The 14626-nt window shown below is 40.3% G+C and carries 13 protein-coding genes; 5 read left to right on the forward strand and 8 right to left on the reverse strand.

The window, feature by feature from the left end; genetic code table 11:
* Window positions 1–534: 534 nt before the first annotated feature.
* Both C7B77_RS10015 and C7B77_RS10020 read left to right on the forward strand, forming a co-directional pair.
* Complete coding sequence (locus C7B77_RS10015; RefSeq protein WP_219892066.1) at window positions 535–741, forward strand: hypothetical protein; 207 nt, start codon at window positions 535–537, stop codon at window positions 739–741.
* A gap of 115 nt (window positions 742–856) precedes the next feature.
* Window positions 857–1927 carry an IS630 family transposase gene (locus C7B77_RS10020; RefSeq protein WP_219892068.1) on the forward strand — a complete coding sequence of 357 codons (1071 nt, stop codon included), beginning with the start codon at window positions 857–859 and terminating at the stop codon, window positions 1925–1927.
* A 24-nt stretch (window positions 1928–1951) separates the two neighbouring features.
* On the opposite strand, the gene C7B77_RS30700 is transcribed toward C7B77_RS10020, so the two are convergent.
* The 4 genes from C7B77_RS30700 to C7B77_RS10040 form a co-directional block, all read right to left on the reverse strand.
* Window positions 1952–4891 carry an RNaseH domain-containing protein gene (locus C7B77_RS30700; protein WP_219892070.1) on the reverse strand — a complete coding sequence of 980 codons (2940 nt, stop codon included), beginning with the start codon at window positions 4889–4891 and terminating at the stop codon, window positions 1952–1954.
* A gap of 140 nt (window positions 4892–5031) precedes the next feature.
* A complete protein-coding gene (locus C7B77_RS30705; RefSeq protein WP_219892072.1) occupies window positions 5032–6339 on the reverse strand; it encodes a hypothetical protein in 1308 nt (435 codons plus the stop codon).
* Between the two features lie 235 nt (window positions 6340–6574).
* The gene (locus C7B77_RS30710; protein ID WP_219892074.1) at window positions 6575–8248 is read right to left on the reverse strand and encodes a pPIWI_RE_Z domain-containing protein; all 1674 of its coding nucleotides are present in this window, start codon (window positions 8246–8248) and stop codon (window positions 6575–6577) included.
* Window positions 8249–9451 carry a restriction endonuclease-related protein gene (locus C7B77_RS10040; protein WP_245894147.1) on the reverse strand — a complete coding sequence of 401 codons (1203 nt, stop codon included), beginning with the start codon at window positions 9449–9451 and terminating at the stop codon, window positions 8249–8251. It abuts the gene before it with no gap.
* A 233-nt stretch (window positions 9452–9684) separates the two neighbouring features.
* Here C7B77_RS10040 and C7B77_RS10045 point away from each other — a divergent pair, with 233 nt between their 5' ends.
* On the forward strand, window positions 9685–10068 hold the full coding sequence (locus tag C7B77_RS10045) for a helix-turn-helix domain-containing protein (protein ID WP_106303611.1): 384 nt from the start codon (window positions 9685–9687) through the stop codon (window positions 10066–10068).
* A 6-nt stretch (window positions 10069–10074) separates the two neighbouring features.
* Window positions 10075–10605 (forward strand): ImmA/IrrE family metallo-endopeptidase, encoded by a 531-nt coding sequence (locus C7B77_RS10050; RefSeq protein WP_106303614.1) that lies wholly within the window; start codon window positions 10075–10077, stop codon window positions 10603–10605.
* 115 nt (window positions 10606–10720) lie between these two features.
* Here C7B77_RS10050 and C7B77_RS10055 read toward each other — a convergent pair whose 3' ends face one another.
* Both C7B77_RS10055 and C7B77_RS10060 read right to left on the reverse strand, forming a co-directional pair.
* Window positions 10721–11320 (reverse strand): Uma2 family endonuclease, encoded by a 600-nt coding sequence (locus C7B77_RS10055; protein ID WP_106303617.1) that lies wholly within the window; start codon window positions 11318–11320, stop codon window positions 10721–10723.
* Window positions 11321–11401: 81 nt separating this feature from the next.
* Window positions 11402–12241: a hypothetical protein gene (locus tag C7B77_RS10060; RefSeq protein WP_106303620.1), complete on the reverse strand. Its 840-nt coding sequence runs from the start codon at window positions 12239–12241 to the stop codon at window positions 11402–11404.
* A gap of 220 nt (window positions 12242–12461) precedes the next feature.
* On the opposite strand from C7B77_RS10060, the gene C7B77_RS10065 reads away from it, so the two are divergent.
* Entirely contained in the window at window positions 12462–12710 is a 249-nt protein-coding gene (locus C7B77_RS10065; RefSeq protein WP_106303623.1) for a helix-turn-helix domain-containing protein, read from the forward strand.
* Window positions 12711–12756: 46 nt separating this feature from the next.
* Here C7B77_RS10065 and C7B77_RS10070 read toward each other — a convergent pair whose 3' ends face one another.
* Together C7B77_RS10070 and C7B77_RS10075 are read right to left on the reverse strand one after the other, a co-directional pair.
* Entirely contained in the window at window positions 12757–13245 is a 489-nt protein-coding gene (locus C7B77_RS10070) for a hypothetical protein (RefSeq protein WP_146138256.1), read from the reverse strand.
* A 336-nt stretch (window positions 13246–13581) separates the two neighbouring features.
* Window positions 13582–14626, reverse strand: a 1045-nt coding sequence (locus tag C7B77_RS10075; protein ID WP_245894148.1) for a glycoside hydrolase family 10-like protein, incomplete at its 5' end; no start/stop codon positions are given.

Consider the following 14626-nt stretch of genomic DNA (forward strand, 5'->3'; position numbering starts at 1 on the left):
AGCTTTCAATTAGGATTATAACTGCCACTTATCCTTTTTGGCGATCGGTAGTACAAACAGTCACCTTAACAGGGGTAGTTTTTGGGGGTTGAATAGCAGGGATGTTCTCGACTTCAACTCCTGACTTGACGGTCGAGCAGCTATATTTATCAATTTAGACACGTATTTGTAAAATAAAGCCGTACTTACAAAACATCTATATATTTAATTTATGCGTACGCACGTGTTCAAAAAAACAAGTATAATTATTTTCAATACATATTTAGTTTACAGATAATGTAATTCGGCAAAAATTGAGGCGAATTGCAGTCAAGTACATTTTGGACGTTAGTTCGACGATTGCCAAGAGCGATCGAAAGTGAGGATTCGAGTAAAAAGTGAGTGCCAAAATCCTTTGGCGAAGCCTCCCCTTTGGGGAATCGCCAGCAAGAGGAGGGCAAAACGGTGGGTAAGCCGAGTTGTGACGATCGGGCGTAGACTAAAACTTGTCAGCCCAAGAGATCGGCATTCGATCCGAGCGGATCGCAGATACCCATGAAAACTGTCTTTGTCCTTCAACACCTGCATATCCTTCCCTGTGGAGAGGAAAACATCAAATTAATCGGGACATATAGCTCGAACCAAACTGCTCGTGCGGCGATAGAACAGCTCAAAGTCCAGCCTGGATTCTGCCACAATACCCACGCCTCATCGATCCACTCACTAATGATGAGCAAAGCAGCCAGGACTTTACCTGGATGAGGATGAATTGGACAAAGACCACTGGACTGAGGGGTTTATTACTATAGCAATCCTCTTTGATTTATACGTTTTGTAGTACAATAATATTAAACAGTTAGTAAGCTATATTTAAGTAATGGATAATCTTCTGATAAAACAGCAAGAAAAATCTGACAAGATCGGGAGCCTGGAAAGTTTGATTAAAAGCAATTCAGATCCCAGAGAACTAAAAAGAGCCTTGGCAGTGAAAATGTCGATTGAAGGATATTCCGATCGGATAATAGCACAAATATTAGGTGTAAGTACAAGTTTTGTTAGGGACTGGAAAAAAGCTTTTAAGGTTGGAGGAATAGCAGGAATTAAACTAGGACATAAAGGCGCAATCGGAAAATTAACCACCGAACAAAGAAGAGAAATAATCGAGTGGCTGAAAGATAAAGACTACTGGCATTTAGATGAGTTAATTGACCATTTAGAGGATAAGTACGAGGTTGTGTACAAATCAAAGCAGAGTTATTATGACCTATTTGAAGCTAGTAAGATTAGATGGAAAAGGTCTCAGAAAGTCAATCCACTATTTGATGAGGAGCTAGTAAAAAAAAAGAGAACTGAGATTAATGATTTTTTGGCTAAACATAAGACAGAGATTGAGACAGGGGTAATGGCAGTGTTGTTCATAGATGAGTGTCATTTACTTAATGGAGATATCTGTGGATATGTATGGGGACAAACTAAAGTCAGAATTGAAGTACCAATTAAAAATGAAAAAGATAGACAAACATATTTTGGGGCACTTAACTATCAAACTAAAGAATTCACAATCGAAGCTTATCCATCAGGAAATGGTGAAGCAACTGTGAAGTTTGTTAAGAATTTACAACGTAAACATCCCAATCAAAAAATTGTCTTAATTTGGGATGGAGCTAGTTACCATAGGTTTGGCGAATTTCGAGAATATTTGACGGAAGTCAATCAAGCAAAGTCACCAGATAATCTAGAGGTTACTTGTATCCTGTTTGCGCCAAATGCTCCTCAACAAAATCCGGCCGAAGATATTTGGCTACAAGCTAAGAGTTTTTTGAGAAAATATTGGTATTTATGTAGATCGTTCTGGGCAGTGAAAAAGCTATTTGAGTTATTTTATGACTCTTCAAAATTTGATTTTCCCAAGATTCATCAGTATAATTTTTCTCAGGAAATCAAATAGGATTGCTATATATGATGAATTCTATTAGTCCAAATCTAAAATACAGAGTAAATCTTCGATCGATTTCATGCCCAAGTGCATGGGATATGGATGGCTAATATTTCCTCGCGTAAATGCGGGAGAAGTTCTCAGCAAGTGTGGTACTCGGCACAGTGCTTTGAGGTTCTCTTCTGTCTGGAAATCATGACGAACAAAGAATGGTAGCATTTCGACCATCTGTTGATGTTTGTAGGCAATATTGGCAGCATTTACATCATTTTTGTACAGTTCTCTAACGGCAGGAGTATGCTGTGTTTTTTTCTGGGTATCTGGTATGCGCCCTACAGAAAAATAATGTAGGAGTTCTGGAACTGTTTTATCTATGAACCCGCTTAATTTTGTAAAATCTGATGTATCATTATCTTCGTTCCAAGTACCTCTATTAGTTACATACTGTGGAGTCTCTTGGTTGCTGCGAAGACGAACTACAGCTAATAAATTTGCGATTTCTTTGTCATCTCGTTGATAAGTCTTATGACTTATTACATGGCTAAAGTTAAGAACATCTCGTTGTTCTAATAAATATTTATTCTTGAGTTGAAACCAAGCTCGATTGTCATTGCCATCTTGACTGCGTTCATTTCGCCAAACATCGGCTTCAATTAGAGCGATCGTGGGATGTTCGAGATGTTGACTTAAAACGTCAGCTACAAACTTTACTAGGTGTCCACCTTTCATTTGAACTCGATCGAGACTATCTTTATCTTTTTTTCTTGCCTGATGAAACAACTTACCTATGGCTAATCCGGCTTGTGAATAAGGAAGCCATTGTTTTTGGTTGGGAAGTAAAACAGCTACCACCCCTGTTGCACTCAGGCGAACTGCAACTGCGTATTGAAATGGTTTGTTGCCGATAAAGTTATTTTTCTGAATTCTACAAAAAGCAATTACATCTAATTTTTGAGAAATATCTTCGGGTATTCTTCCAGCCTGATAAACTTCTGATGGCGATCCATATAATGTACCTGTATGACGTAAAGTTAGATCTAATACTGCATTTAATACTCTCCCCTCGGTTGCCTTGCTATAGGCTGCATCATCTGTTGGATTTTCCTTTTCTTTCTGTTTTACTGTTTGCAGCATCTGAGAAGTGATATTCTCTAATACACAAGCTTCTCTGATTGCGCCTCGAATACTTTGTCGAGAATGTACTCCCTTTATGTTACTCGTTCCAATTTCAATAATAGCGAAAAGATCGGAGTTGCTTTTATCATTTACTAAATAAACTATCTTCTCTTGAATAAAAACTTGCCAATCTTTGCGTTTCAAATGATGTTGTTTTTCGATTTCTTTATCAAAATCTTTGTTTGTAGATGGTAATCCAGAGACAGTTAATTTTTCTAGAAGACGAGAATTATCGATAAAAATATCTATTACGTTAATGTGGGCTGGAAAATTATCGCCCTCTTGAATCAAAAAGGCATTGTGTAGCTGCTGACGAACTAATTCTCTAGTAGACATTTCTCGGTAAATGATAAATACATATATGTGCTTTCTCGCAAATGATGGCTTAATAGAATTGGCAATAATAACTTGCTTTGTCTTAATATAGGCTCCTTTTTCTTCTTCGGTTTTTGCATGTTTATTCAGTTCAGACGGAGTTAATGATTTGCGAAGTGATTCATAATCGCTTATCGCTAAAGGTAGTTTTTTACCACTAGGGGTAGGAAGATCGCATTCCATTGGTTTGTCTGGAATTAATATCCCATCTAGTAATTGCAATAATCGATCGGTAATATCGGCACGTTCCTTTAAACTAAATCCTGTTTTAATCGCATGTCCGCGTCCTCTTCCTTTCTTACCTTCTTGTTTATATCCATATCCTTCGGCATGAACGACATAGTACTCATCTTTAGTCCAATTATCGATATTGTCTAAATTTCCAAATTCAATTGGATTATTTAAAATATCTTGAGGAGTAACAAGGGGTCTTGCTTTAAATGCGGTTAATAAATCTGGTAATTGTTCTTGCCAAGATTTGCTGGAATTATTTTTGACAGTTAATTTAACCAATGTTGAATCGATCGGATATTCGCCCAATCTGGCTTTATTCATACCAATTAAGACCGAGATATCCCGACTATGATTAGTATCTATTAAAGGTTCGTGAGCATACCTTTGACAGCTAAGATGTGTGAATATCCAAGGCTTGAGATGACCGTATGAGTTAAATCTTCCAGCTTGAGTCTGTAAGTAAAAATCTAAACGATAAGCAAAATAGCCTTCTTTTTCGTTTTCATTATCATCAATATAAGTTACTTTGAAAGGTTGACTGACTAAATGTAACCCTGTTTTTGTCGAACCGTCGCCTTGGACTTTTCGCCATGTAAGTATTTGTGTTCGATCGCCAGAAGAAATAGTACAGGAGCTTTCGTGTAGCAAGCTTACTAGTAAACTGGGAATAGCTTGATAACCCAATCCATTTTGAGTGTTGATATCTTTAATTAAAGTTTCGGGTTGAATATCTTCCCATTGCCAATTTGGAGGAGTTTCGCTAATTGCAGCTATAAATCGATCGCATACAGATAGAATTTCATCTTTATTCGCTTGTTTATTTAAAAACTGTGTTGTCCAATCTTGCGCCCAAATATAGATTAGCTCGTAAATTTGTGCTGGTGTTGGAATCGATTCCGTCGATTTTCCAACGGCTAAAGCCTGATATTGAGGGATATAGTCTATACTTGTTAAATATTCAAATCCATAAGTAAAGATAGGAGTACAAGCGATAATTGCATTATTTAATTGACGATATGGTGCAAAAATTTTATTATTTTTGCGTAATACTTGCTCTAGATCTTGACAAAATGCTTTGACTTCTTGAGCGAAAGGAAACTTTAACACGGAAATTCTCATATCGGAGAAAGAATCGATCGCTAAATCCATCCGAGCAGGTAAAGCAACAGGAGAGCTATTTTTTGTAGGCATGATTTTAAGGTGTGAGAAAATTCGGTTTGAGAGATCGAAAGCCTGGTTTTTATTGGCAATACTAAACTGTATGGGCAGTGTTTCATGCCTGCCCACGGGTGGTTAAGCTTTTTATCGAGGATTACGATAACGAGATGAATTTAGTAAAAAACATCTTCAATATTTTCTAAGGCATCAGCTAGCGGCTTATATAAAGCATTCCCAACAGAGTCCTCATCCGCTGCATAATCGCAAATTCTGAGGATTGTGGCTACTAACAAGCTGTTTTCTTCTGTGTCATTCTCGATCGAATGGGGATCTTCCTCTACTCTAGTAGCAGCAAGCTTTTTAGCACTGTTATCCGCCCAAGCAGAATCGACAAAATAGCCATGAAAGGGAACGCCACCCCGAATCAAACGCCCTACTGCTTGAATAATTCTGCCTAATGTAGTTGCAGCCAGATCGTATCGGGGAAAGGCGCATAAATCCTGGTTATCTCGTAGCGTTTTATAATAAGAGCGTTGCTCTACCGATCGCCAATAAGTATTGGCTGTTTTTCGCAATAATTCCGCACGATGCGCCACCCCGTCTCCCTGTCGCCAAGCAATAAAGTCTTCCTTGTCTAACCACTCATAAGCACGTCGATTCATCTCTTGGGCGATCGCTTGGGTATCATGAGGATGGGGAAAAGGGCGAGTCAGAAAGTAAACGGCACCAAACGCTGCTTTGCCATTACTATTGAGGATATTGAAGCCACGTCCGATCGAACTTGTAGGTGCAACGAGGATTTTACCTTGGTAATGTCCGAATGTTTCAATATCCGCTCTTTTTAGCTCTCCAGATTGAGATTTACCATCTTTTGTCTGCTCTGCGTCGCTTACTAAATAATAAATTTGCTGACTGATTTCGCTACGACATCGACGCATTTCATCAGCCACCCATTTCCCCTGTTCGTAAGAATTTACCAGAACTAAAATACGATCGCGATCTTGCCACAGTTCGGGATCTTTTTCGCCCAACTCCTTCAGTGCTTGTACCTCTAAAATTAAGTGGTTGCTACCTTCATTAGTCGTGAGTAATTTCGCTAGTTCTTGAAACTTGGGACAAGCAGTCTTCTTATTGCTAAGATTACCTGACATCCGCATTGGTTTGTTTCGATCGTTAAACTGAGGGATAAACTTAAACTGGCTTTGCTTAATTGCTTCTTGTGCGCTAGTTTCGGGCATTAATACCCCTTGTGGCTCGCTCACATGAAAGGTAGTTGAGTCTGGTAAATAAGAAGTTCCTGACAGTGCCAAGACATTCGCACCTCGTTGTCCATCAAAATCTGTTAATAAGCGATGGAAGTTGAGTACATAGTCTCGCCCGATATTGCTATAAGCAAATAAACTCAGTGTATCGCTATTTTTGGTAGAATAGTAAGTACCAAATTGTCTCCCTGTTACTGGTAAAGGCAGAATATTTATCATCGCCCTTGGCATGTTTTTATGAGGCGAAGGTTCGTTGATATTATCAGGTCGATTTTGCCATTCGTAAAACACTATATTGACATGACGATCTAACAGAGTAATAGTTAGAGTAAATTGTAAACGATGAGCTAACGTGTCAATATTATCTATATCTTCCTCTTCTGTTAAATATGGATATTTCTGTGCATTTGGTTGATTTATCAGATTATTTAACTCCGTCTTTAATCGGGTTAATTTATTTTGCGAGTGTAGCTTCAATTGCTGTTTGAGCATTTCTTTCTACGTTACGCCATCTAGATTTCAGAGGCGATCTGACTGAATCAGTTCGATTAGATTGTTCTGTCTTAACACCAATTTTATCAAAAACCCCATTTATACTACTATCGGTTAATGTTAATTGTTCTGCATAAACTTTGTCGAACCACTCAATAATAGTATCTGCTTCGTCAAATACCACAATATCCGATTGCTCGTAAACCAATTCACCAATTTTAATTGGACGCAATTCATAATGGTAAGGCATTCCACTGATTGACATAGCACCAGGGGTAGTAATCCAAACTCGCGCTTTTGGCATATCTCGATATGCTTGTTGCGATGGACAGCGATCGAATAAAGGGCAAAAGCAAGGGTTACTATTACTCTTGGGGGTTTTCTTCTTATCTTTGGGTGCTTTTTTAAGAAAATGACAAGGCTCTGTTCCTGGTTTGAGCGGCTTACCGTTTAAAATACTATTGCGATCGCTTTGCGAAATCCTTGCTTGTAGAGGACAGACGGTACTTAACCACCGCTCGCCCCAGTGTGCTTGTCCTCGTTGGAGATGGTTTAAGTAATCATCAGAGTTGGCAAAACTCTGTAAATGGCTGTCTCTGCGGCTTCTTCCTAAAATTGGTACGGCAACAGGATCGTCAGTTTCGGGATTATCGCAAAACCACCAATTAATTTGATTGGCGATTTTAATAGCTGATTGAGTGTCACCGACAACTATAGTTATGCGAAGATCGGTGCGGTTTCTGATGATATTACTAGCTAATAGCAAAGATAATGTAGATTTTCCTGAAGCTACCATGCCTGCAATATGAGTAAACCCATCTATATTTAAAGTCGGTGCCGTTTGTCGATCGACAATATTTCCCGATCGAACTTTGTGATAGTTGAGTTTACTAAAACGTTTTTTCCAATTACCTTTAGCAGCATTCGACCAAGAATATTGTCGGGCTAAAACTTCTTCTCTATCGTCTAAAAAGATGGTTTCTGCTGCTAAGTCCGCCAGATCGATCGCCACAGGCAATCGTGCTTGTACGCCATCAAACCAGGATAGGGGATAAACAGTTGTAACTTGTTCTTGCGTAAATTTAACCTGTAGATTGACAGTTTCTGTTTGAGTTTCAGCTTCAAATTGATAGTATGTTGCAGCTTTAACTAGCTCTCTCTTTCTCGATCGATACTGTAATATCGCACACAGACAGCTTTCTACAATACTTTGGTTTGCTTCCTGTTGCAGATTTTTAGCAGCATTAATAATTTGCTCGTCTAAATCTTGGAGATCGAAGTCATAATTGCGCCGATCTTCAGGAATATTTCTGACATAATCGCGTAAAGCATTCAGCCAGTTAAATCGAGATGAAAAAGGTACGATTTGCCTGACATTGGCGATCGCTCTTCTATCTTCTGCACTGAGATTTTGTAATCGAGGATGTCGGATAAACATGCCACTTAAAATCGCCCAGACTGCGGTAACAGGTTCATCATCTAATCCCATTCGTTCCATCAAAGCGAAGCCAAGCTCGACTTGTAGCAGTAATTCTGGTTCTGCGATACCCTCATCCTTTAAAAATTCAACCCGTCTTACAAACTCATCAGGAGGTAAAAATAATGTATTGGCATTTCGATACTTCTTTGCACTCATTTAAACTATTCCTCCTTTTTGTAATTCGCTAATTTTATTGTTTACTTTGTTTTTAAAACCCTTAGCACTCATTAACTGAGTCTTCGCAGGTAAGTTTGGTGCTGCTTTACGCGCAATTTCGACATAATCTTGACTAGCTTGAATGCAGCGATCGCTAATGACGTAAAAACTTTCATCGTGATGTAAATTTCCCTCGCCATATAAAGGATTGAGATTTTTTGCTAGCTTGTAAGGATCTCGGACATCTTTGAAATCGATCGCCCATACGGTGCTATCTCCAAAATACAACTGCAAATCGTAACGATCTAAGCCTGGATATAACTTGACTTGCGGTAGATAGCCTGGATGATTTTCACTCAACTCTTGTAATGCTGAATATAAATTAAGTTCGGGAATCCCAGGAAAACAAACTCGTTGATGAATGCCATCTTTAATCCGCTGTAAATCTGTTTCCCATTTAACCTTGTGGATATATGACTGGTTTTGGTGATGATTTCCACATAAACTAGGTTTTATACCTTTCAACCTCCCATATTTTTCTGTTAATAGTCCACAGCGATCGCAGCACCAATAAGTTTGGCTTTCGTCACAATCTTCATACAATACCCCAACATCTTCGGTGGTAACATATTTACACTTAAAAAACTTACTTCTGATTTTCTTGAACGAAGCGTATGGATTTTGAATGATAAAGCAACAAAACAAGATATACTCTTGCTGTGCTAGTTCTGAATTAGTATCGTTGTAAATGTCTCTAAGCTTATCTAAAACACTAATAAATTTTTTGTTATCGATCGCTAACTGCTGAGTGTAAGGACTAGCATTTTCGGGAACTCCCCCCTTACTTATCAAATCCTCATACAGATACTCATTAGCAGCTTCGCTAAGACTACCTTCATCCAGCAATCCAAAATCGCGATCGAATTCAGTAGGTATAAAACTAACCGGACACCAATCTTTGACAGGCTTCTCCAATAACAGCAAAAAGCCATGTATTGTTTTGGGAAAAGAAACACTCTTCTTCATCTCTAGCGATACAGCATTCATTGCGTGACGTAGTAAATCTGGGTAGGGATATTTTATGTCTCGATTTAGATACTCTTTTACGCCAAGTACTAAATAATCAAAAATTTCTGTTTTGCTAGCAACCATGTAAATCGCTCCTTTGCTACTATCATAAATCTGGAGATTGAAGCCTAACATCCTGTGATACCTTTCGAGATTAATGGCTATCTGTGTAGATGCTGTCGAACTCTAGTTCTGCTCCCACAAGACTCACACAGCATACATCCACTCTCGATCCTCGATACGAAATTAGTACATGATGTGAGATTGTCATTACGCCTCACTGACGATACAATCGTTTCATTAAGCATACACACACTCTCCCTGCTGTGTCAAGTAAGAAAAAAACAAATCTTTTGTGAGACAAGGCAATGGCAAATTATTTAGATATGGAGAAATTGGCTAATCTAGTGCGGAACAAGCGTCTGACGCGCGGATTGCGGGAAACAGCCAAAGAAATTGGCAATGTCAGTCCTTCAACGATCTCCCGCGTGGAAAATGGTAAAACGCCAGACATGGAGACATTTTTAGCTTTATGCGATTGGTTGGCAGTACCAGCCGCAGAGCTAATTAAAAATACTGAAGACGAAAAAGCTCCAAATACGCCTGAAGCGATTACGATTCAGTTACGAGCCGATCGCAATCTCGATCCGGCGATCGCTAATGCTTTAGCATCATTAGTTACAGCAGCATATAAAGATCTATCTCAAAATAAAAATGAGGTAGCAAGCGATCGAAATCAAGATGAGGAGTAGTTTCTAGTGGGATTGATAACTAGCTTATCGACAGAGAATAGGCAGAGATTAGAAGCGATCGCTAGCGAAAAATTTCACCAGTTGGGCTTAAAAGTCTATCAACCATTGCTGACAAGAGTTTTGGCACAAGATTTAGAAGCAACAATTCACACGCCAGAAACACTTCCAAATACAGATCCAGAGCAAGTAAAAATTTTAAGTGCGAGCGATAATTGGTCGGCAGGAATTATTAGAAACAATCCGCTTGTGATAGTTCATAATTCTCGTCATGCTATTACCAGACAAAATTCTAATTTGATGCACGAATTCGCCCATGTCATCCTCAAGCATGAAATGGTGGGTTACGAGCCTAACACTGGATTACCTCAACGTAGGCAACAAGACGAAGATGAAGCCGTATATTTGGGGGGATATTTGCAGATTCCCAGACGTGGTTTATTGTGGGCAATTCAAAAAAAGATGGCCATCGATCGAATTGCCTTACACTTTAATGCGAGTCAGGACATGGTACAATTTCGCATGAATGCGATTGGATAGTGATTGGATGTCGATCGATTTGGAGAGCAAAGCAAAGCCCCGATGGCACACCAATCACAAATATTAGTCGGGAAATATTGACACAAAGCATTTTTACTTGCTAACGATCGAGCCATTACCGATCCATCGATGATTCGTCAGATTCAGACTCAAAGATAATATCTTCAAATAATTGCTCGATCGAGAATTTTAAATCGATACTCTCTAGCTCAATTTCCTCGCCAGCATTATAAGCTGTTAATTCCCATTTGCCACGCTCGTTCCGTCGATAGATTTCGACAACCATTTGCTGGGTACCGACCAAAACGTACTCTTGCAAACTAATCGATCGACGATAGAGCGCGAACTTATTTCCTCTGTCATAGGCTTCAGTACTAGGTGATAAAACCTCAGCAATTAAACACGGATAACTAATGAATTTAGTATTGTTTCGATCTCGTTCGTCACAGGTGACACTAAGGTCGGCATAAAGATATAAATTTGATTCCAAGACTTCTAGCTTGGCATCAGAGTTAAATACTTTACACCCTTTCCCCCGCAGATGATTCCGAACGATAGTTGTAAAATTAACTGCAATTTGACTATGATTGAGAGTCCCACCAGTCATGGCGTAGACTTCACCATATACATATTCATACCGCAGTTCTTGTCGTTCTTCCCACTCTAGATATTCGGTAGGCGTAAATCTGGGCAAATGGTCGGAAGCAGCAACCATAGTTCGATCGATTTAATTCTTCACTAGTTCCGATCGTAACACTACACACACGAACGAACAAATATTGCAATGCCGATCGAACTAAATCGATTGAGATCGAGGACGACGATTCGATCGAGAGATAAATGCTAGCAGCCAGATCCAGAAGGAGGGCTTATCGTCGAACTTGGAGAGCGATCGATCGGTAGCGGTAATCCGATCGGAGTTGGGTTCGAGCCATTGCAATTCAACCTCATCCAGAATTTGGGACATCTCTGGGGTGACTTGAGTATCCACTTCCGGATCGGTGGGGCGGGAGTCTTCCGCATCTGCATTCATCAATTCGTCCAAATATTCCTCGACAGTCATTCCTTTGAGCCGAGCTTGAATTTTGGCACGGGCGAGCAGTCGTTTTGGGAGTCTGAGCGATTGCTTTTCTTCGTAGTCTGGATCGAGTGCTTTTTCGATCGCATTCGCAGTGATTTTTTCTGGTGTGGTATTGGCGACTAAATTCCCCCAGATTTGTTCTAACATTGGATGGTCTTGGTAATAACCTGTTTCGAGCTTTTTGGCTTTAGTTAATACCGCCGCTTGGGAGTAATTTCTGGGCAAGATCTCAAATCCAGAATTAGCTAGATACATGGCTGTATCGGCGGCTTCGATGTAGCTATTGGCTTGCCAGACGGTGAGTTTGAGCTTTTGTCGGCAAAACTGGGCGAAGGTTTTCAATTTATCTTCGCAGTATTTATACGCACATTGGTTGCGGATTTTTTCGAGGATTAATCCGAATTTGATATAGGCATATTGAGCCGATGCTACTACTCGATTGCCCTCATTCCAGCCATCGACATCTTTGAAGTTGAGATCGAATAAGTCTGCTTTCCATTCTGCGATGAGATCGAGTAAATGGCTTTCGATCGATCGTTCGGCGATTGTTTCCATGTCAAAATTAGCCCCAACTGGGGGCGGCGATCGTATTTATTGCTCAAATTAGTCCTTATTTATCGATCGCGATTGCGATCGCGGTCGCTTTCCGATTCACAATTAAGTTAGGCGTTTAATTGGAGAATGGCGACTTCTTTACTATAGCATTTTCGCGCAAATTTGCATAATAAATAGCGTGAATTTGCAAGATAGCTAGAAGAATTGCCAAAATAGGCTAATGATCGATAATGGCAAGCGATTGAAGGAATTAATTAGGAAGCGGGGGTTCCGAATTGGTGCTGTCGCTGAGGCGATCGATGTAGCTCCCTCGACTATGGATAGATGGACGGATAACGCGCCGATCGGTAAGCTGATTAAGTTATCGAGATTTACGGGGATTCCCATCTTGGAGGTAATTAGTTGTTTCGACACCGAAGACGAATCAGCTTCAACAGCACCCGAAACTCAGGGTAGGGGCAATTCATGAAGCGACTATCGCTCAGTACGAGTCGCGTGGGCGATTTGTTAATCTGCTACTTGCTTCGATCGAGATCGTTGTGGCTATTTTCTGGTTTGTACCAATGAATGATGCGTGTCAATGGTAACCCACTCCAGTACTTGTTCGAGATCGATCGTTCGGTATCGCATTGGAGATGACTGACCCCACAGCGATCGCATTTATGCACGATAACTCTGGTACGTAGATGGGTATCGACTGCTTTAGTCGTACCCATTTCCTTAGCATGATAGGAGATCGCGGCGATCGGTGGCTCGGTTTTTAGCTTGTTTTTAAACACCTGCAATTTTTGCTGCAACGTTCGTAGCGGTTCGCTAGTATAGCGTTCTTGGATAGTGCAGCGTTTGAGATCGATCGAGCATTCATCGCAATAGATCGCATCTTTTAAGAGCCAGAACAGCATTGCTCCGCCACCAATAAAACCAGTAATCTGTAAAACTGCATAGAAATATCCTAAATCTCCCAAAGCGAGCGGCGACGATGACGATTGCGAGGAAGATAGCATGGCTTGGTCGCGCGATAATTGCCAATATTGCCAGAATGAGATCGCCTCTCTCGCTAAAACAATTAACAGAGGTAGGACGGATGACTTAACTTAATATTCCCTCGCTCGACCGCCGATCGACCGGATCTTAAAATATCGATCTTTCATTACCTCTCAAAATTAGAGATCTTTTGTGGGAGCGATCGGTTAATCCCCATGCCATCGATCGCGGGTTGGCTCCTTCGACGATTAATATCGCTCTGAGCCATCAATCGGTGCAGGCGGTTTTGGCTCTATCTCGATCGAAATAATTGGCAATTGTCTTCGCTTGGTTCCATCGGTAATAGTTGCGATCGATTAGCTAAAAATATCGATTAACTGCTGCGGATCTCTAGATATTACTGTTGGCGATAAACATTCATGAAACAGAGTTTCGTAGAAAAAACAAGCATAGCCATCAAAACGATTGGCGATCGTAGTATTAACTTGCGATCGAATTAGCTCTGTGGCGATTGGTTTAGTTCTTAAGCCTGTCAAAATTCCAATTAAGGTCGGAATTTTAGTTTTAATCGATCGCACTTCTGACTTGACAATTTCGCTATTAAATGCATCTAATAGATCGCGATAAACTTGCAGTACTAATTCGTCAATTAAGCCCAGATCGCACCACTGCTGCCAATCTACTAAATAACGACTTTTAGAAAAGCTCAACGGATTGGGCGAAATCGAGACGATACAATTGGGTCTAATCGATCGAATCGATCGCACGATTTGTTGTAATAATGTTGTGAGTTGTTTGGCTCGCCACCGATCCCAATTAGCAAACGGATGTCGGTGAAATAATTGGCGAGTAAATCGGTCGTAACCTAACTCGATCGGGAAGGAAAAATGGTCGTCTAATTGAATACCACTAACGGGATAGCGATCGACCAGATCGCCAATTAAATCTACCATGAATTGACGAACTCGATCGTGACAGGGATTGAGCCAGACATTGGGATCTTGTCTGCCACTGGCACCTTGAATCCGTTGACTATTACCGCGCGCATCGAGCATGAGTAAATCTGGATATTGACGCGCTAACGAGGAGCTGGGTGGTACCATCAACCCATACTCAAACCAGGGAATTACCCGAATGTTTAATGGTTGCGCCAACTCGATAATTTCGGCTAATAAATCTCTCCCTACGAAGGGACTATTAGGTAAAACTGTCGATCCAGTTAATTGTTTGGCTACCTCGCTCGGATATAAAGTATATCCCCGTTGCCACACTGCTGGATAAATTGTATTAAATCCTAACTCTGCCAGCCGCAACAATCCCGTCGCCAGATTGCTGCGAGAATTCATCACTCGACTATCGACATTAGTCAGCCAAACAGCTTTTTTCAAGGGGAGTGGGGAG

The sequence above is a fragment of the Chamaesiphon polymorphus CCALA 037 genome, assembly GCF_003003845.1.
In the GTDB taxonomy this organism is placed as follows: Bacteria; Cyanobacteriota; Cyanobacteriia; order Cyanobacteriales; family Chamaesiphonaceae; genus Chamaesiphon; species Chamaesiphon polymorphus.